The following is a 19,157-nucleotide window of genomic DNA, read 5'->3' on the forward strand; positions in this document are numbered from 1 at the left end:
TATTCCACCGCTTAAGACTGATATACTAGCGCGCTATTTAAAATAAATGAGGTACATCAGCGTGCAGAGCGCCGAATTAAAGCAGTTTGTTGTCGACAAAATCGACGATTTAAAAGCCCGTGACGTCGTGGTTATCGATGTCAGCAACCAATCTAACATCACCGACTATATGGTGATTTGTTCAGGTACATCTAAAACTCACGTGAAAGCGATCGCCGAAAACCTCGTGCTCGAGGCAAAAGCCGCTGGCATTCCACCAATCGGTATCGAAGGCCGCGACAGCAGCGAATGGGTATTGGTGGATATGGGCAACGTGATCCTGCATGTTATGCAAGACCAAACCCGCGATTTCTACCAGCTTGAAAAGCTCTGGTCAGAAAAGCAAGCCTAATGAAGTTGCAACTTATCGCAGTAGGGACACGGATGCCCGATTGGGTCACCCGCGGCTTTGAAGAGTACCAACGCCGCTTCCCCCGAGATATGGCGCTGGAACTGATTGAAATCCCTGCCGGCAAGCGCGGAAAAAACGCTGATATCGTTCGTATCCTGCAAAAGGAAGGCGAGCAAATGTTAGCGGCAATCCCTAAGGGCAATCACATTGTCACCTTAGATCTTCCCGGCAAAAACTGGACTACGCCAGAACTGGCGACCGCCATGAACAAATGGCAACTCGATGGTCGTGATGTGAGCTTACTGGTTGGCGGCCCCGAAGGCTTAGCGCCCGCCTGTAAGGAAGCCGCCCATCAGAGTTGGTGCCTGTCGGCATTGACCCTGCCCCATCCATTGGTGCGGATTGTGGTTGCCGAAAGCTTATACCGCGCGTGGAGCGTGAACAACAATCATCCTTATCACAGAGAATAACGGGATCTTGATGTTAACGAGTGTCAACCACCCGGATGGGATCAGCTGGAGATAGCCTAAGTGTCGCCAAAAAAGCGGATAACCATGCACGACCACGCCGCCGAGGCGTCACTGTTTAAGCGCCGTGCGCTGTTCACTTTTTTTTGTGTTGTCGCCCTCCTGAGCGTGTTGGTGACCAATCTTTATCACCTTCAGGTTGAATCCTATAAAGATTACGCAACACGTTCTAATGACAACCGTATTCGTGTCGTGCCCATCGCCCCAAGCCGTGGCCTGATTTACGACAGAAACGGCGTACTCCTCGCCGAAAACCAACCCTTTTATTCCCTCGATCTGGTGCCTGAGAAAATTGCCAATATGTCCGAAACCTTGGACGAGCTAGGCAAGTTAATCGAAATCACCCCAGATGAGCGCGAAACCTTTACCGAGGCATTAAAGTTTCACCGCCGCTTTAAGCCACTTACCCTTAAAAATCAGCTGACCGAAGAACAAGTGGCGATTTTTAGCGTGAACCAGCATCGCTTTCCCGGAATTTCCGTCGAGGCGGGTTTAAAACGTAACTACCCCTATGCAAGCCAACTCACCCATGTGCTGGGTTATGTGGGCAAGATCAACACCCGCGATCGCGCCCAATTGGAGCGTAACGATCAATGGAAAAACTATGCTGCCACCAAGGATATTGGTAAGCAAGGCATTGAAAAGTTTTATGAATCTCTGCTGCACGGCACACCGGGCCACCTCGAAGAAGAAGTGAACAACCGCGGGCGTACTATCCGTACCCTTAAAATCGTGCCACCAGAGCCAGGGCAAGATATTTACTTAACCCTAGATTTGCAATTGCAGCAAAAGGCTGTGGAGTTACTCCAAGGCCATAAAGGCTCAATCGTTGCTATCGACCCGAGGGACGGCGGCATCTTAGCCCTAGTCTCAAGCCCAAGTTACGACCCGAATCAGTTCGTTCAAGGGATTAACAGCAAAGATTACAGCGATTTATTGAATGATAAATCTCGCCCGCTGATTAACCGCGCGACCCAAGGTCAGTATGCGCCGGCATCGACGGTTAAACCCATTATTGCCCTGCTGGGATTGGATGAAAAAGCCGTCACCGAACACACTCGTATTTGGGACCCTGGCTTTTGGCAAATCCCCGGCGTTGAGCGCAAATACCGCGACTGGAAACGTTGGGGCCATGGCTGGGTGAACGTCTACAGCGCCATCGTGGAATCCTGCGATACCTACTTCTATGAATTGGCTTATAAAATTGGTGTCGATCCTATCGCCCGCTTTATGGAGCAATTCGGCTTTGGACAAAATACCGGTGTCGATATTTTCGAAGAGTCGGCGGGCAATATGCCGTCGAAGGAATGGAAGCGCTTAAAATACAACCAAGCTTGGTACATAGGTGACACCATTTCTGTCGGTATCGGCCAAGGTTACTGGACTGCAACGCCATTGCAATTAGCCAGCGCCACCGCCATTCTCGCCAATGATGGCCGCCGCTTCCCACCACATTTGTTAAAGTCGATTAAGGATAATACGGCCAAAATTGACTCACCAATTAACGAGTTACCGCCGATTGAACTTAAGAACCCGCGCAACTGGAAAATCATCAACGAAGCCATGCGCCAAACGGCTCATAAGTCTCGCTTCACCGATGCCAGTTACACGGCTGCGATGAAAACTGGTACGGCACAGGTCATTGGCGTGGCCGAAAACACTAAGTACGATGCCAATAAGATTGCCGAGCATTTCCGCGATAACGCCCTCGTGGTCGCCTACGCGCCCTTTGAAGATCCTAAAATCGTCCTCGCTGTGGTGATGGAAAACGCTGGCTGGGGTGGCGCAAACGCAGGCCCAGTTGCCCGCGCCATGCTCGATGAATACATGCTAAGAGACACTTGGAAACCAACGCCATGAGTGCCCATCAACGTCAAAACATCTGGCAACGATTGCATATCGACTTGCCCTTACTGCTCGGCCTGTTTGCCGTCATGGGCTTTGGCCTGTTCGTTATCTACTCCGCCAGCGGTGAAGACCTTGGCATGATGGAGCGTCAACTGTTTAGGATGTTTTTATCCCTAGGCATTATGTTTACTATGGCGCAGATCAATCCCGAGGCGCTCAAACGCTGGGCCCTACCGATTTACCTTGCGGGGATTGTGCTGCTGCTTGGGGTACATTTTTTTGGGGAAATTAACAAAGGCGCACAGCGCTGGTTGAACTTAGGCTTTATGGAGTTTCAGCCTTCGGAGCTGATTAAGCTCGCCTTCCCCATTACTATGGCTTGGTATATCAGTAAGTTCCCTCTGCCACCGAAGAAACGCTACCTTGCGGGCGCAGCAGTGATCCTCTTAGTGCCGACGCTTTTAATTGCCAAACAACCTGACCTAGGCACCTCGATTTTGGTTGCCGCATCGGGCATTTTCGTGCTGTTTTTATCGGGCATGAGCTGGGCAATTGTGGGCGGATTTATTGCCGCCGTATTAGCCTTCTTACCGATCCTTTGGTACTTCCTGATGCACGATTACCAAAGAACCCGCGTATTGACCCTACTCGATCCAGAGCAGGATCCCTTAGGTGCGGGTTACCATATTATCCAATCTAAAATAGCCATCGGCTCTGGTGGCCTCTGGGGTAAAGGTTGGCTCGATGGCACTCAATCCCAATTAGAATTTATCCCCGAACGTCACACCGACTTTATCTTTGCGGTGATCGGTGAAGAGTTTGGCCTGATAGGCAGTATTATCCTGCTCCTGATGTATCTCTACATCATCGGACGCGGCTTAGTCATCGCCTCTCGGGCGCAAACCAGCTTTGCCAGACTCCTTGCCGGCAGTATCACATTGACTTTCTTCGTTTATGTTTTTGTGAATATTGGTATGGTTTCAGGTATCCTGCCTGTGGTGGGTGTACCTTTACCCCTTGTCAGTTATGGTGGCACTTCCATGCTGACATTGATGACAGGGTTTGGCATTCTTATGAGCATTCATACCCATAGACGTTTTGTAGATAGATAATTTTTAGGGACTTCTTAATGCCTATTCTTCGAGCTTGTTTGGCTCCACTGGCAGTGCTTTGCCTCAGTTCATACCTCATTGGCTGCTCGACCGCGAACGAGCCAGCAACAACGACACCGCCGCCAAGCGCGGCCGTGACCACACAGGCGCCAACACCTGTATTGCCCGAGGCCTTAAAGGCAGAGTTTATTAAAACCCAAATGGCACAAGGCTTTACTCAAGCCGAAGTGGAAAGTTTCTTAGCCAAAGCCAACTATAACCAAGCTGTTATCGATGCGATTTCTCGCCCTTGGGAAGCTAAGCCTTGGCACCAGTATTATCCGATTTTCCTCACCGAGAAACGCCTCAACGCGGGCCTAGCCTTCTGGAAAAAACACGAGGCAACGATTGCCAAAGCTGCCACTAAATACCAAGTTGAGCCACAAATTATTGTAGCCATTATTGGTATCGAAACCTTCTATGGTCAGTACACGGGCAATTATCCGGTAATCGACGCGCTCTATACCTTAGGGTTTTATTACGAGCCAAGAGCCACATTCTTTCGCAAGGAATTTGGCGAGCTGATGAAACTGGTAAAAGAAGAACACTTAGATATCAATAGCCTCAAGGGTTCTTACGCTGGCGCCATGGGCTTTGGTCAGTTTATTCCATCAAGCTACCGCCACTATGCCGTGGATTTTGATGGCAGCGGCAACCGTGATTTACTCCAGAGTCCAGAGGATGCCATTGGCAGTGTTGCCAATTATTTCCATGAACACGGTTGGCAGTTGCACGCGCCCGTTGCGCTCCCTTTAGTGAACAGCAGTGCCAATGCGCCTAAAGCCAAAGTGTGGGCCGGCGAGAAGTTGCAGTACAAGGTTTCTGATATTCTCTCCCCAAGTTTATCGCTGGCCACCGCCCGCGATTTAAATGCCTCGCAAAAGGCCATGCTTATCGAGCTGGAACAAGTGGATAGCAAGGACTACTGGTTAGGACTCAATAACTTTTATGTGATCACCCGTTATAACCGTAGCCCTTTGTATTCCATGGCCGTTTACCAATTTAGCCAACAACTGAAGCAACAACATGACGCTAAGAAATAATCTTTTACAGCTCTTGATGCTCGGCTGCTGTTTTGCGCTCGCGGCCTGCTCGAGTTCTAATTCTGGCTCGGCCAGCGAGAAGAACAAGAACATGGATCCCAACAAGGGCCGCTATGCGCTAAAAAACGATAAGATGCCCATCAATCCACCCAATGTGGATCATGTGCCAAACGCGACTCCAAAATACGAGCCTTACAGCCGTCGCGGTAATAAACCTTACACGGTTTATGGTGAGTCCTATACGGTGTTAGATTCTGGCCAAGGCTTTTCAGAGACTGGCCGCGCCTCATGGTATGGTGAGAAATTCCACGGCTATGAGACATCTAATGGCGAGCCCTACGACATGTATGGCATGTCAGGGGCACACAAGACCTTGCCTTTGCCAAGCTATGCTCGCGTCACTAACTTAGATAACAATAAGCAGGTCATTATTCGGATTAACGATCGCGGCCCTTTCCATTCGGACCGGATTTTGGACTTATCCTACGCCGCCGCTTATAAGCTGGGCATGTTAGGCACAGGTACCGCTCGGATTAAGCTGGATGTGATCTATATTGGCACCCAAGCCGCGACACAATCGGCTATCGCCAGTATTCAATCCTCTGGCAATCACTACATACAATTGGTGGCTTCAAAGGATCAGCATAGGCTGAACAAAATGGCGAAGGATCTGGAGAAGAAATATCAGGTCAAGACCCGTGTACAACCGGCAAACAATATGTATAGACTACAGCTCGGTCCAATTGGCCAAACCGAACTGGCCGACCGATTACTTAATAAAGTGAAACAAGACGGGTACCCCGAAGGCTATATGGTTTTGGAGTAGTGACCGCTCACTATAAGATATAGATTTAGCTTAAAAATACCCCAGATGAAGGAACCTTCACTGAAAACCTTTGTCGAAGGGTGGTATACTCGCGAAACTATTTTGCCTTTTCTTTCAATACAACCAAAAAGACGTGCTAAGTTAATGATGAATTTTGTAAAAAGTCCCATTAAAACATTGCTGCTAATTTCGAGTGTTTCTCTTCCTGTTTATGCTGCGCAGCCGATTGTTACCCCTGATGCACCTACAGTTGCCGCCAAGGCTTACGTCTTGATGGATTATTACTCGGGCCAAATCATTGCCGAAGAAAATGCCTACGAAAGCTTAAACCCAGCCAGCTTAACGAAGATGATGACCAGTTATGTGATTGGTCAAGAAATCAAAGCCGGTAACGTATCCCCAGATGATGATGTGACCATCAGTAAAAATGCATGGTCGAAGAACTTCTCTGACTCATCAAAAATGTTCATCGAAGTGGGTAAAACCGTTAAGGTTTCCGACTTAAACCGCGGCATCATCATCCAGTCGGGTAACGATGCCTGTGTGGCCATGGCCGAACACATTGCTGGCACCGAAGGCGCCTTCGTCGACATGATGAACTCATGGGCGAAGCAGCTGGGCATGCGTGACAGCTACTTCGAAAACTCCCACGGTTTAGACTCAGAAAACCACAAATCAACCGCCTACGATATGGCGTTATTAGGTGCCGCACTTATCCGTGACGTGCCTGAAGAATACCGTGTCTACAGCGAAAAATATTATACCTTCAACGGTATCAAGCAATATAACCGCAACGGTCTGCTGTGGGATAACAGCATGAATGTCGACGGTATCAAAACCGGCCACACCTCTGGCGCGGGTTATAACTTAGTTGCATCTGCCACCAAAGACGGTATGCGTTTAATTTCAGTGGTCATGGGCACCCAGAGTGAAGCCGCCCGTAAAGCCGAAAGTAAAAAGCTGCTGACCTATGGTTTCCGTTTCTTCGAAACCGTAACCCCTTACAAGGCTGGCGACAGCTTCGTGACCCAACAAATTTGGTACGGCGATAAGAGCACTGTCGATTTAGGTGTTGCTACTGATACCCCAATCACCATCAGCCGTGGCCGTGCAAAAGACTTAAAAGCCAACTTCGAACTGACTAAGCCACTGGACGCGCCACTGAAAAAAGGTGAAACCGTTGGTCGCTTATACTTCCAGTTAGATGGCAAAGATATTGCGCAATTCCCGCTGGTTACCCTGCAAGAAGTCAATGAAGGCAGCTGGTTCAGCAAATTAGTTGATTACTTTAAACAACTGTTTTCTGGTTGGTTTAGCTAATCGGAATCACAAAAACTAAGCCACCTTCGGGTGGCTTAGTTGTTTTTGGGGGAGTATCGCCCTTGAATCGGGTATAATCGTCACCATATAGTTCCCATTAAAATGGTTATAGAGCACGACTATGTTAAACACGAAATTTGATGAACTCATGGAGTTCCCCTGCGCCTTCCCATTCAAAGTGGTTGGCGATGCCCACGAAGCCCTGACCGACAGAGTCGTTGCCGTAGTGCAAAGACACGCCCCAGGTGATTATTCACCTACGGTTAAGGCCTCAAGCAAAGGTAGCTACTACTCTGTGACCATCCGCGTCACAGTGACCAGCAAAGATCATATTGAGACACTGTACACTGAGCTTGCCGGTATCGAAGGCGTACGCCGAGTACTATAAGTATTCCTCAAGGCCATGAAATGTGATCTGTCTTACATTTATGGTCAAGAGGCGTATAATAGCGCCACTCAATTCTAGGGGAGAGGTTGCCCTTGCAAGACACCACTTTGCATATTCGGCATCTGGGACAACAGGATTACGAGTCTGTGTGGCATGCGATGCAGCATTACACCGACACACGTAACAGCGATAGCCCAGACGAACTGTGGATCGTTGAACATCCACCCGTATTTACCCAAGGCCAAGCAGGTAAAAGCGAACATATTTTGAATCCGGGAGATATTCCCGTGATCCAAGTGGATCGTGGCGGCCAAGTGACTTACCACGGGCCGGGACAATTAGTTGTCTACCCTCTCCTCGATATTAAACGCAGCAAGATTGGCGTCCGTCAGCTCGTGACCCATATCGAGCAAAGCATTATCGATATGCTCGCCAAATATGATATCAATGCCTACGCCAAGGCCGATGCGCCGGGCGTGTATGTGGATGAGCGCAAAATCGCCTCTTTAGGGCTTCGCATTCGTAAAGGCTGCTCCTTCCACGGCTTAGCACTGAATGTCGATATGGATCTGGCGCCGTTTCGCCGTATTAACCCCTGCGGTTATGCCGGCCTTGAAATGGTGCAATGCAAGGAACTGGGCGGCCCACAAACCGTGATAGAAGCAGGCGACCAACTCATTATTACCCTTAGCCAACTATTGGGCTACCAACAACTAGTTCATCATCAAGGATTAGCAGCGTCATGAATAGGCCTGAACGTTTACAACCCGGAGTCAAATTAAGAGATGCCGATAAGGTCTCGCGCATTCCGGTTAAAATCGTGCCCTCTGAGCGCGAAACCATGTTACGCAAACCCGATTGGTTAAGGGTCAAACTGCCCGCTTCTAACCAACGCATTCTCGAGATCAAGCAAGCATTACGTTCGAACGGTCTGCACTCAGTCTGTGAAGAAGCTTCTTGCCCTAACTTGGCAGAATGTTTTAACCACGGCACCGCGACCTTTATGATTTTGGGCGCAATTTGTACTCGCCGCTGCCCATTCTGCGACGTAGCCCACGGTCGTCCACTCAAGCCCGATGCGGAAGAGCCAGTCAAACTGGCACAAACCATTCGTGATATGAAGCTGAAATACGTGGTTATCACCTCGGTTGACCGCGATGACCTGCGTGATGGCGGCGCCCAGCACTTTGCCGACTGTATCCGAGAGATCCGTAAGCTCAATCCTGAAATTAAGATTGAGATCTTAGTGCCCGATTTCCGTGGTCGTATCGACGCAGCCCTCGACATTCTGTCGACCGAGCCGCCTGATGTGTTCAACCACAACCTCGAAACTGCACCTATGCATTACCGCAAAGCGCGTCCGGGTGCGAACTATCAATGGTCACTCGACCTGCTGAAGCGCTTTAAAGAGCGTCACCCCAATGTGCCGACAAAATCGGGACTGATGATGGGTCTAGGTGAAACCAACGAAGAAATCGCTCAAGTGCTGCGTGACCTACGTGAGCACAAGGTCGAAATGTTGACCTTAGGCCAATACCTGCAACCGTCTAAGTTCCACCTACCAGTTGAGCGTTACGTGTCGCCAGCCGAGTTCGATGAGCTTAAAGTCCTTGCCGACGAGCTTGGCTTTACTCACGCCGCCTGTGGTCCATTAGTACGTTCAAGCTACCATGCCGACCTGCAAGCTCAAGGTAAAGAAGTGAAGTAATCTTCGCTTTATTAACCCCATAAAAAAACAGCGCTAAGGCGCTGTTTTTTTTATCTTCTTCTAAAACCTTAAGCCGTTTCGCTTAAGGCTAAATCCATCAAAATCGCATCTTCCTTGCCGTCAGCCAAAGGATAATAGCCTTTGCGACGACCGGTTTCGATAAAGCCCCGTTTCTGATAGAGCGCGCGCGCCGCAAGGTTTGATTCACGAACCTCCAGCATCAGCACCACAGCCTTGGCAACCTTAGCGCCGTCGATAACCGCCGTGAGTAGCAGATGCCCATATCCTCGCCCTTGTTGCTCCGGCGGCAAACAAATATCCAGTAGCGTTGCCTCATCAACAATCTGCTGCACAATTGCGAAACCGAGCAACTCGCCATCGTTTTGCATTAACCCAATAACGCGGTACAAGTGGCCAAAACAGTCGGCAAGATTATTCTCACTCATAGGATGGGAATGGGCGCTCGCCTCAATGCGCGCCATTTGGTTCACATCCGTTGGCGTCAGGAGCACAATTTGCAACGATTCACTATGGGTTTTAAGGACTTGATAACTCACGGGACAATCCAAATTAAAAGGCAACTTAAGATAATGTATACAGGGCACGACCCATAGAGGCTTAGGCCGTTAATTGCTGCTCACGCCACTGGCAAATCTGCGTCCATAAGGCACGCTTTGCCTCACTGCGAGACAGTAAGTCCGCTAAGGGATCCGACACTAACCAAGCCACTCTGGGCCTAACCCTGTGGCGGCGTAAATCCCAGACGATGGTTTTGCCCTTATGTGGCTCAGTGTTGAACTCACAGTCGTCCTTACTGATGCCAATTAATCCCAGCACGGTTTCGACTAAAGGCTCGGCGGCAGGCGTCATCTCATCAGCATCCCAAACCACTTGATAAGGTCGCACTTTAGTATCACGAAGCTGCCAAGGAGTGATCTCCATTGCAGCTAAATAGGCTGATTTATTCATGGGTTGACTAGGGTTTCATTAGGCACTGACACCGCATAAGGATACCAGCTAAATAGGCTGAATGTTATTGTCTCGAGGCAAGTCCTCATACAAATCCATCCCAACATTCCAATTAAGTCACAGACTTTAATCTGTAAATTCGATTTATAAGATCTATTTTAACCGCTTTAGATGTTTAACTCATTTGATAAGCTATCTCCATCAAGTAGGACAATAGGAGGAATTTCCATGATTAACATCGGCATCAACCAGAGTCACAGAGAAGAAATCGCCGCTGGGTTAAATCAGTTATTGGCCGACAGCTACAGCCTTTACCTTAAGACCCACAGCTTCCACTGGAACGTCACAGGCCCCATGTTCACTAGCTTGCACTTATTGTTTGAACAGCAATATACCGAGCTTGCCTTAGCGGTCGATTTAATCGCCGAGCGAGTTCGTGCATTAGGCGTAAGAGCCTTAGGCTCCTATTCGGCCTATGCCAAGTTGACTGAAATCCGTGAAGATCAAGGTGTCACAAAAGCCGAAACCATGATCCGTGAACTGTTAAGCGACCAAGAAGTGGTGATTCGAAACGCTCGAGCGCTCTATCCCTTGGTTAGCCAAGCCAACGATGAGGCAACGGCAGATTTACTCACCCAGCGCATTCAACTCCATGAGAAGAATGCGTGGATGTTACGTAGCTTATTAAGCGAATAACCCTTTCATCATCCCCAAGCCAAATGGCCGAGCAGTCACGCGCTCGGCCATTTTTATTGGGCATTTATCGATGCTAAAGCCAATTTAGAGATACTTAAGCCAAGCCTGCTGACTCTGTCCTTTGTAACGGCTAAACCAGCGCACGGGATAATAGAGCAAAGGGATCAAGACTAAGCTTATCAGCCATACCCATCCCATATGCGCTACGCCAAACAGCTCGCCATGGTTTGCGCCAAATACCCATTTAGCCAGCGAATACAGCAACAGCAGTACATATAAGTGCAATATATAGAAGAACATAGGCACTGAGCCAAACACTGCCAACTTCTGCCCCATCCAACCTAATACTCTGCCTGTCGCAAAATAGCGCTCAAACACGACTAAGCCGTAGAACATCCCGCCCAAGGTCACCAACAAAAAACTGAGGGATGGCGGATACTTAGTTAGATTGAATACCGACATTAAGGTTTGGCCTAAGGTATCGCCAAACTGCCAAGGCAACGTCTCGCCGTAGAGATTGAACCCACGCAGCAAGCCAAATAGCAGGACGCAACCAAGCCCTAGCAGTATTAATTTCTGCTGACGCTGCCACGCGTCTCCCCCTCGACCAAAGACGGGGCCTGCTACATAGCCCAATAAAATCACGCCAATCCATGGTAGCGCTGGGTAACTTATCTTCAGCTTAAGCTCACCCTCGGCAATCAAATAACCTCGGTCATGCAATATCGTCCACAGACTATAGCCCCACTCATCCGGCGTAAAATGGATAGGTGACAATAGGTTATGGCCAAAGATAATCAATAGCCCGAGTAATGCCATCCACAGCCTTGGGAGCTTGATTAATGCCGCCAGAGCCAACATGCTCAGTCCTATCACCCAAATCACCTGCAACCACAGGGTGTGATAATTGCCCATCCATGAGACATTAATCACCAATACTTCGAGGGCGATTAAGAATAATCCGCGCTTGATTAAAAACTCGCGCGCAGAACGCGGTTCGCCATAACCACGATTGGCGTAAAGCCAAGCCGAGACCCCAGTTAAAAAGACGAAGACCGGCGCACAAAAGTGCGCCGCAAAACGGCTGACAAACAGCGCCCAGTTGGTTGTGCTTAAATCCATTGGGTCGCTCACCTGCATATGCAGGAAAAACCGCTCCCGTACATGGTCGAGCAACATAATCAACATCACTAAGCCGCGCATCATGTCGATGCTATTGATCCGCTGACGCCCTTGCTGCTTAGGCGCTACAGACGAAGCCGCGGGTGTCACTGTGACATTAGAATTCATAGCTAACACTCACTTTAACATTACGTGGCTCACCCGGCACGGCCCACAGCGCCGAATAACTGCTGGCGATATAGTGTTCATCCAGCAGGTTATCGACATTGAGTGCGAGACTTAAGTTGTCAGCAAGCCGAGTCGTAAAGAACATTCCAAGCAGCTGATAACTCGGTAATTGAAAACTCGGATCGGCCGAATCACCCAAACGAGAGTCCACATGACGCCAACTCAACCCTAAATGACCGTCGATAGAAAGATCATTTAAGTCCTGTTTGAGAATGATACTGCCCGTGTGTTTTGGCACATTGACCAGTGGACTTCCCGCCGGAATTAACACGCCCCAATCCAGATTCAGGCTGTCGTTCGCCGTGCGGGTATTAAGATAGGCATAGGACAAGGTTGCTTGTAAGCTTTCTGTTAACTCGGCCGCGACATCCAATTCAATCCCAGTGCTTTTGGCTTCACCAAGGGTCGCCGAAAAGCCGACATTGACGGGATCTGAGGTCAAGATATTGCTCTTTTGCGCATCAAACCAAGCAAAACTGCCATTGACGGGTAGCTCAAACCAAGTGCTGTTGAACTTAACCCCCAACTCGACGGATTTGCTCTCCTCTGGCTCGAAGGGATTACCCGCATAATCAGTGCCTGAAAGCGGTAAAAAGCCTTCCGAATAGGAGCCGTAAACACTTAACGCCTCAGACCATTGATACACTAATCCGACTTTCGGGCTGATCCTGTGGTCGCTTTGATCCGACAGACTCGCGTTCACCTGCTCTGCGATTTCTTGGGAATAACGGTCAAACCTTAATCCTAAATGCAATTTCCAGTGCTCGGTTAACTCCAATTGATCCTGTAAATAGGCCCCCCAGGCATCTTGAGTCTCTCGGTTTTCATACAGCAGACTGACCTCAGGCTGAGCCGCGCCATATTGGGGGGCAAAGATGTCGATAGCATAGGCGCCCTTCTTGCCTCGATAACGGTAGAGTCCCGTTTTTAGTCGATAATGATAGGCATCCGTCCCGAGCAGCAGATTGTGCCTTATGTTGCCAGTATCAAACAGGCCGCTGAGTTCGGCCCGCACAGAATGGTCTTCAGAAGCGTAATCTCGATAGCGATGCTGCCGCGTCAGAGTACGTCCATCGTCATATAAGGATTGACGCCCCTTAGCTAATTCGGCATCCGATGAGTAGCCATTTAAACTCGAATCGCGATAGTTATAACCCGCAGTAAGCGACCAATCATCGCTCAACTCATACTCATAGGTAAGCTGATGTCCAGTCGCATCCACCTTAGTTGGCCCATCGTTGGGCTCGCCCAAGTAACGCGAACGGGGCACGGTATTAAAGTCGTTATTGAGCACCACTACGCCACGGTCAAATAGCTGTTCTTGCTTAAGATATTCAACTTCATACAGGAGCGATGACTTATCCGACAGTTGCCAGCGCAGCGATGGTGTGACGATCTTTTTATCGCTAAATACATGATCGCGAAAACTGTCATGCTCCTGCCAAGCGCCATTGATCCTAAAGGCCAAGGTATCGGTCAGCCCCGAAGTAAAATCCCCTTCTAACCGATATTGATCAAAACTCCCCGCGGAGGCTTTTAAATAGCCCTGCGCCTCGTACTGCGGCTTTTTAGTCACTATATTCACAGTACCGCCGGGCTCCGAGCGTCCATAAAGCGCCGAGCCCGGGCCTTTAAGGATTTCCACATAGGCTACGTTCGATAGATCTCTGTGACCGCTAAAACCTCGGCCACCATTAAAACCATTAATTAAATAGCCCGATGGCATGTTTTCATTCCCAGGAAAGCCCCGTAACGAAAAACTATCCCATAGCCCACCACCGTTGTTTTGCCGCGCGACACTGGCGGAATAATCCAATAAGTCTTGAAAACGCGTCAGCCCAGTATCTTTAATCAGTTGCTCATCCAGCACTGTGATGGCCTGAGGTAACTCCGTCGCAGGCACATTGCCGCGGTAGGCCTGTCGATAATGAATGCTTAAACGCTCGATATCATTATTAAGTCCAGTGTTATCAGTTTGCAGCGCCTCGGCGGCCAATAGGGGAAGACTTGTATCCAACGCCAATAACGCCACGCCCAGCAGTAATACCGAGCGCTTTTGAATGACATAAGTAGCCATTTTTTACTCCAAAAATAAACAGCATCGGGCACCTTGGTTAAGCCAAGGCGCTCGAAAAATAAGAGAAATAGATAAAAAGCAGGAGTTAGGCTGTTAGCGGCGGCGCGCGGCTATGGAAGTGGCGCCTAAATGGCGTCTTAAAGGAAATAACATCAAACTCAACCGAGATAACACCCTGTTGAGCAACTTGAAAATCTAACGGAGAGTATGAGATCGCATGCTGCAATTGATGCTGATGCAAACACAGCGCGCAGTGGGCCTTGGTATCATCATTGAGGTGGGAAACACTGTGCAGCGCAAACGCAACAGACAGCAACACTAAGATGGCTGCAAGCCATAGTGCTAATCTTCGCCTTGTTTGCATCACAGAACTCAAACCATACATCCTCAAACCAAAGGGCTTGCGATTGTATGTTAGACACTACGAAAGTTGCAAATACCTTTACTTAACAAATGTAAGCAAATGCGGTGAGAAAATTTATCGCACGCAAAATAAAACGGCTCGCATATTTCTATGCAAGCCGTTGTTTTATTTGGCAGGGGTGGCAGGACTCGAACCCGCAACCATCGGTTTTGGAGACCGCTGTTCTACCAATTGGAACTACACCCCTGTTGACGTGGGGCATTATGCTAAAAGCACTCTCAAAGGTAAAGGACTTTTTATGACAAACTTAATTAACTGAGGAATTTTCAAACAAGTTTGCCATCTACTGTTGATTTAATTGGCATAAAGCTGAAAAAGTCAGCATGTAAGCTCAGTGCAGCGCGTTAAAAACCCGCCTGCAACCGAGTAAACATTAAGACCTGACGCCCTGCTTATGGAAAAAACTAACAAAAGAGTCGTGAAAATGCCTTAAAAGATGAATTTAAGCGCAGGTAGGTCCCATACACTCGTGACTAAATCCCCTCGCAGATGGTTAATCATCAAGGGTTGAGATAAAAATTCGCCGCAAATCATTGTCCCAAAGCTGGATAATCTTACGGGTCTTATCCTTATTCCAAAAACACTTACCAAACAGGATAAGCCCTGCGCCCTCTAAATCCCGCTTATCTTCGATATTAAAGCGCTTAAACAGTTTAGTTTTGACGGCCTCGATTGGAATGCCGATGTCTTTACTGTCGGCAGGATTAAGCCAAGATAACGTCGGGTCGCTGTGAGAGATAGTCCCCCAGTACATATGGGGTTTGTTATCTGTAGGATCCGCATCGGCAAAATTTACAAACAAATTCTTCGCCCGCCAGCGGTACTTACGCTCATCATCGGTGTAAACCCAAAGATCCGAAGTCGCCAGATCGGAGCCGCGCAATAGGCTATGGAGTAACTTTTCTAGCCCTTGGCTCGGAGTACGCTTTGCCGTGATGGCTATCTCGGGCTTATCGGTCGCCACTTGATAGCCAGCTTTGGGTTCCTGTACTGACGCTAATGGCTCGGTTGCATTTTCAATTTCACTTTTGGCCCCAACTTCTTGCTCTTGGGGAGCCTTGATTTTGTGCGCTGAGTTAGATGGTTTCTTATTACTGGGATTAAGCGAAAAATCGATAACCAAGGCATCGGCGTCGAGCAGTTGTTGCTGCACTTCGAGGACATCTTGTTCTTCACGGGATTTTTGCGCCGACGGATTAAATTCGATGCAATCGAGCTCATGGTAACGGGAGCCAAAACAGGCGGCCTTACCATCCTTAGATGCTTTACGAAAATAGGCTTTACCATAGCAGGCGGGGCAGTATAAATGCTGGCGCAAACGCTCAATCTCAGCCTCGGGTAACTGCTGAAACTTGAACACACTGTAGGTGACACCGGCCTGAGCATGAGGATTGAGTCGTAATGGCGACGAAGCGTGCTCTGCCGCAGCCTCGGTTGTGAGTACACAAATCGCATCCAACATCTCTTGCCCCCTAATCCTTATCTTCTCGACCTTATCTCAAGTCTTAAGCTGGATGAAAATAGCTCGCAAGTCGTGCGGCTAAACTCGGCGGCAATAAGGGTTTATTACCGACAGTTGTTTTGCCATAAAAACCTTGCAGCTTGTCGATTAACTGCCAAAAACAGAGGTTCGCCGCCAATGCATCGAGGGCGGCGTACTGAATTTGCGCTTGGGATAAAGGCACCTGTTGCCAATTTGAGAGGGTAATTTTTTTAGATTTATCGATGCGTTTATGCAGTAATGCCGCCACCAATTGCCGCGTGCCCATTTCCTTCCCAGCGCCGAGCTGTGCCATCGCCCAATTCAAATCGAGTCTAGGGGAGACCTGAATATCCCAATCCCGTTTCAGTGCTTGGCCATCGCCCCTTAATCCAATCCCCACTTTGAGGATCTGCTCATTTTCGAGCAAAGGTTTAAGCTCGACGAGCCTCTCACCCAACACCGCCCGCTGAAACAAATAGCAGCTATCTGAGGTCGCCAATTGCACTAAGCTCAAGGGATGTTGAACACCCGGCTCAAAGCTTGCCCGCGTTTCGGTATCAAACCCCAGCACGGATTCACTGCTAAGTTGTTGTAGTGCGTTGGCAAGCGTATCGGGCGTGACTAACTCGACTCGCATTTCACCACGAATTTCGCCACGCATACCCAACAGCGACAGTGGTACGAGGTTTGCCAGCTCGGCATCGGTTAATCGCGTCGTTAGGGCGAGTTTTTGCTGAAACCATTGGAACTTAAGTTGCGAATCGCCTGCCGATAAGTCCCCCGCTTGTGACTCGGCTAACCCTGCAAGATATTGACTCCCAGCAGCATCCATCGCCGCGATAAGCTCGTCGGCGTGTTCGCCTAATTCCTGACGCAGCCAAGCTAACTTATTGGGAGAAAGGCAATAACGCATTAATTGCATACTTCGTCCTTGAGCGTTGAAATAATCGCCGCGAGCATCTTAGCACTCGCGCAACTCGGGTTAGCTGATCAGCAATAAAGGATCAAAAACGGATCAGCTACGTAGCTTTTGGAACCCAGTCATCAGCAGTACCGCCACAGCGCCCGCCGCGATGCCAAAGAGCGCGTTAAGAATGCTCGGCGTCAGTAACCCAAGCACTGGGCCGACGACGGCAATGGTTTCCACAAATTGCTCGGCATGGTGGATTTGCTCGCCGACCCAATGTAATCCATGGGTTAGAATGCCGCCGCCCACCATAAACATGGCGGCAGTACCGATAATGGTTAAGCTCTTCATCAACACAGGCGCCGCGCTCAGTAAGCCAAAACCCAACTTGCGATTAAAGCGAGTAAAGCTCGACTCGCCCTGACGCTGGCTCAGATACAGACCCGCATCGTCCATTTTGACTATCGCCGCCACCAAACCGTAAACGCCTATGGTCATCACAATACCGATAATGGCGAGGGTAAAAAATTGCGTCGTCAGCGACTTATCCGCGACTATGCCTAAGGTGATGGCGATAATTTCTGCCGACAGCACAAAGTCGGTGCGAATTGCGCCCTTCACCTTTTCCTTCTCATAGGCCGCCAGTTCGCTTATCTCGGGTAAGTCAGATTCGGCCTGCTCCGCGTGTTTGTCTTTGCGATGGCTATAGCTGTGGTGTAATTTCTCAAAGCCTTCAAAACATAAAAACAAGCCGCCGAACATCAACAAGGGCGTCACAGCCCAAGGAATAAAGGCGCTGATCAACATTGCCGCCGGCACTAAAATCAATTTATTGCGAAACGAGCCTAAGGCGACCGCCCAGACCACGGGTAATTCACGGTCGGCACTCACACCTGTCACTTGCTGGGCGTTTAAGGCCAAATCGTCCCCTAATACCCCGGCGGTTTTCTTGGCCGCGACCTTACTCATCACCGCCACGTCATCCAAAATGGATGCAATATCGTCGAGTAAGGTTAATAAACTCGCCCCTGCCATACATGCTCCCTTAAACAAATAATGCTGTTTTTATCAATTCTGCTTTTGCCATAGTAACTTAGTTAGATTAAGCCCGCCTAGCGAATCGTCAATAGCGAAATGGGCTTTATCTTAGGCACATCACTTATTTTAACGAGTTCGCTTAGTGATTAAATCTGTAAGCACATTAAGCCGGACACTGCATAAGATCACCACCCAAGATCACAGCTACAGTGCAATAGCACCACACACTTTGATGGAAAAGAGTATACTAAGCCCAGAATTTTTACTCATTTGCCATTACAGGATGTCAACATGACTCAAGATGAAATGAAAAAAGCCGCTGGCTGGGCTGCTCTCAAATACGTTGAGAAAGACAGCATTGTGGGTGTAGGCACTGGCTCAACCGTCAATCACTTTATCGATGCCCTCGCCACCATGAAGGCTGATATTGAAGGTGCGGTATCAAGCTCAGAAGCCTCAACCCAAAAGATGAAAGCCCTTGGCATCCCAGTTTATGACTTAAACAGCGTCGATAAATTATCCGTGTATGTCGATGGAGCCGATGAAATCAACGGCCATATGGACATGATCAAAGGCGGCGGCGCGGCATTAACCCGCGAGAAAATCGTTGCGGCTGTGGCTGAAAAGTTTGTCTGTATCGTGGATAACACTAAGCAAGTTGATATCCTGGGTGAATTCCCACTGCCTGTTGAAGTGATCCCAATGGCGCGCTCTTACGTGGCCCGTGAACTGGTCAAACTCGGCGGAGACCCAGTGTACCGCGAAGGCGTTGTGACTGATAACGGCAACGTAATCCTCGACGTTTACAACCTTAAGATCATCAATCCTAAGGAATTAGAAGATAAGATCAACGCCATCGTCGGCGTAGTGACCAACGGTCTGTTCGCAAAACGCGGCGCCGATGTGTTACTGGTTGGCACCCCTGAAGGCGTGAAAACCTTTACCGCTTAAGGCAAGGTGAGTCAAAAGACTCCCATGTAAGAAACAAAAATGCCGGTGCAGTTGCACCGG

The 19,157-nt window shown here is 49.0% G+C and carries 20 protein-coding genes and 1 tRNA gene; 12 read left to right on the forward strand and 9 right to left on the reverse strand.

Translation table 11 applies throughout. From position 1 onward, the window contains the following. Positions 1-61: 61 nt before the first annotated feature. The 10 genes from rsfS (at position 62) to lipA (ending at position 9,202) form a co-directional block, all read left to right on the forward strand. Positions 62-391 carry a ribosome silencing factor gene (gene rsfS, locus CBX96_RS13310; RefSeq protein ID WP_037430791.1) on the forward strand — a complete coding sequence of 110 codons (330 nt, stop codon included), beginning with the start codon at positions 62-64 and terminating at the stop codon, positions 389-391. After that, positions 391-861 carry a 23S rRNA (pseudouridine(1915)-N(3))-methyltransferase RlmH gene (gene rlmH, locus CBX96_RS13315; protein ID WP_011625473.1) on the forward strand — a complete coding sequence of 157 codons (471 nt, stop codon included), beginning with the start codon at positions 391-393 and terminating at the stop codon, positions 859-861. Before rsfS ends, rlmH begins: the two co-directional genes overlap by 1 nt. Before the next feature lie 60 nt (positions 862-921). Continuing rightward, positions 922-2,778: a penicillin-binding protein 2 gene (mrdA, locus tag CBX96_RS13320; RefSeq protein ID WP_011621783.1), complete on the forward strand. Its 1,857-nt coding sequence runs from the start codon at positions 922-924 to the stop codon at positions 2,776-2,778. Beyond that, positions 2,775-3,878 (forward strand): rod shape-determining protein RodA, encoded by a 1,104-nt coding sequence (rodA, locus tag CBX96_RS13325; protein ID WP_011621782.1) that lies wholly within the window; start codon positions 2,775-2,777, stop codon positions 3,876-3,878. The genes mrdA and rodA overlap by 4 nt, the downstream gene beginning before the upstream one ends. Positions 3,879-3,895: 17 nt before the next feature. After that, entirely contained in the window at positions 3,896-4,960 is a 1,065-nt protein-coding gene (mltB, locus tag CBX96_RS13330) for a lytic murein transglycosylase B (protein ID WP_109287020.1), read from the forward strand. After that, positions 4,944-5,786: a septal ring lytic transglycosylase RlpA family protein gene (locus CBX96_RS13335; protein WP_011621780.1), complete on the forward strand. Its 843-nt coding sequence runs from the start codon at positions 4,944-4,946 to the stop codon at positions 5,784-5,786. Before mltB ends, CBX96_RS13335 begins: the two co-directional genes overlap by 17 nt. Positions 5,787-5,930: 144 nt before the next feature. Beyond that, a complete protein-coding gene (locus CBX96_RS13340) occupies positions 5,931-7,106 on the forward strand; it encodes a serine hydrolase (RefSeq protein ID WP_011621779.1) in 1,176 nt (391 codons plus the stop codon). A 121-nt stretch (positions 7,107-7,227) separates the two neighbouring features. Continuing rightward, complete coding sequence (ybeD, locus tag CBX96_RS13345) at positions 7,228-7,494, forward strand: DUF493 family protein YbeD (protein WP_011621778.1); 267 nt, start codon at positions 7,228-7,230, stop codon at positions 7,492-7,494. Positions 7,495-7,586: 92 nt separating this feature from the next. Then, complete coding sequence (gene lipB / locus CBX96_RS13350; RefSeq protein ID WP_109287070.1) at positions 7,587-8,240, forward strand: lipoyl(octanoyl) transferase LipB; 654 nt, start codon at positions 7,587-7,589, stop codon at positions 8,238-8,240. Then, complete coding sequence (gene lipA / locus CBX96_RS13355) at positions 8,237-9,202, forward strand: lipoyl synthase (RefSeq protein ID WP_011621776.1); 966 nt, start codon at positions 8,237-8,239, stop codon at positions 9,200-9,202. Before lipB ends, lipA begins: the two co-directional genes overlap by 4 nt. A gap of 68 nt (positions 9,203-9,270) precedes the next feature. Here lipA and rimI read toward each other — a convergent pair whose 3' ends face one another. Beyond that, entirely contained in the window at positions 9,271-9,723 is a 453-nt protein-coding gene (rimI, locus tag CBX96_RS13360) for a ribosomal protein S18-alanine N-acetyltransferase (RefSeq protein WP_181382207.1), read from the reverse strand. 97 nt (positions 9,724-9,820) lie between these two features. Then, positions 9,821-10,171: a DNA polymerase III subunit psi gene (locus tag CBX96_RS13365; protein ID WP_109287022.1), complete on the reverse strand. Its 351-nt coding sequence runs from the start codon at positions 10,169-10,171 to the stop codon at positions 9,821-9,823. A 228-nt stretch (positions 10,172-10,399) separates the two neighbouring features. Between CBX96_RS13365 and dpsA the strand changes: the two genes are divergently transcribed. Next, a complete protein-coding gene (dpsA, locus tag CBX96_RS13370) occupies positions 10,400-10,867 on the forward strand; it encodes a DNA starvation/stationary phase protection protein DpsA (RefSeq protein ID WP_109287023.1) in 468 nt (155 codons plus the stop codon). A gap of 84 nt (positions 10,868-10,951) precedes the next feature. On the opposite strand, the gene CBX96_RS13375 is transcribed toward dpsA, so the two are convergent. The 7 genes from CBX96_RS13375 to CBX96_RS13405 form a co-directional block, all read right to left on the reverse strand. Then, positions 10,952-12,157, reverse strand: coding sequence for a DUF1624 domain-containing protein (locus tag CBX96_RS13375; RefSeq protein WP_109287024.1), 1,206 nt, complete (start codon positions 12,155-12,157; stop codon positions 10,952-10,954). Continuing rightward, positions 12,147-14,294: a TonB-dependent siderophore receptor gene (locus tag CBX96_RS13380; RefSeq protein ID WP_109287025.1), complete on the reverse strand. Its 2,148-nt coding sequence runs from the start codon at positions 14,292-14,294 to the stop codon at positions 12,147-12,149. The genes CBX96_RS13375 and CBX96_RS13380 overlap by 11 nt, the downstream gene beginning before the upstream one ends. Positions 14,295-14,379: 85 nt before the next feature. Beyond that, positions 14,380-14,670 (reverse strand): DUF2946 domain-containing protein, encoded by a 291-nt coding sequence (locus CBX96_RS13385; protein ID WP_109287071.1) that lies wholly within the window; start codon positions 14,668-14,670, stop codon positions 14,380-14,382. A 158-nt stretch (positions 14,671-14,828) separates the two neighbouring features. Further along, positions 14,829-14,905 (reverse strand) — tRNA-Trp (locus CBX96_RS13390). Positions 14,906-15,211: 306 nt separating this feature from the next. Continuing rightward, entirely contained in the window at positions 15,212-16,180 is a 969-nt protein-coding gene (locus CBX96_RS13395) for a hypothetical protein (protein WP_109287026.1), read from the reverse strand. Positions 16,181-16,223: 43 nt separating this feature from the next. Then, a complete protein-coding gene (locus CBX96_RS13400) occupies positions 16,224-17,123 on the reverse strand; it encodes a 3'-5' exonuclease (RefSeq protein ID WP_109287027.1) in 900 nt (299 codons plus the stop codon). A gap of 93 nt (positions 17,124-17,216) precedes the next feature. Then, positions 17,217-18,143 carry a DUF808 domain-containing protein gene (locus CBX96_RS13405; RefSeq protein WP_109287028.1) on the reverse strand — a complete coding sequence of 309 codons (927 nt, stop codon included), beginning with the start codon at positions 18,141-18,143 and terminating at the stop codon, positions 17,217-17,219. A 294-nt stretch (positions 18,144-18,437) separates the two neighbouring features. Here CBX96_RS13405 and rpiA point away from each other — a divergent pair, with 294 nt between their 5' ends. Next, positions 18,438-19,097 (forward strand): ribose-5-phosphate isomerase RpiA, encoded by a 660-nt coding sequence (gene rpiA / locus CBX96_RS13410; protein WP_039978629.1) that lies wholly within the window; start codon positions 18,438-18,440, stop codon positions 19,095-19,097. Positions 19,098-19,157: the final 60 nt, after the last annotated feature.

The sequence above is a fragment of the Shewanella sp. BC20 genome, assembly GCF_003129585.1.
GTDB lineage: Bacteria > Pseudomonadota > Gammaproteobacteria > Enterobacterales > Shewanellaceae > Shewanella > Shewanella seohaensis.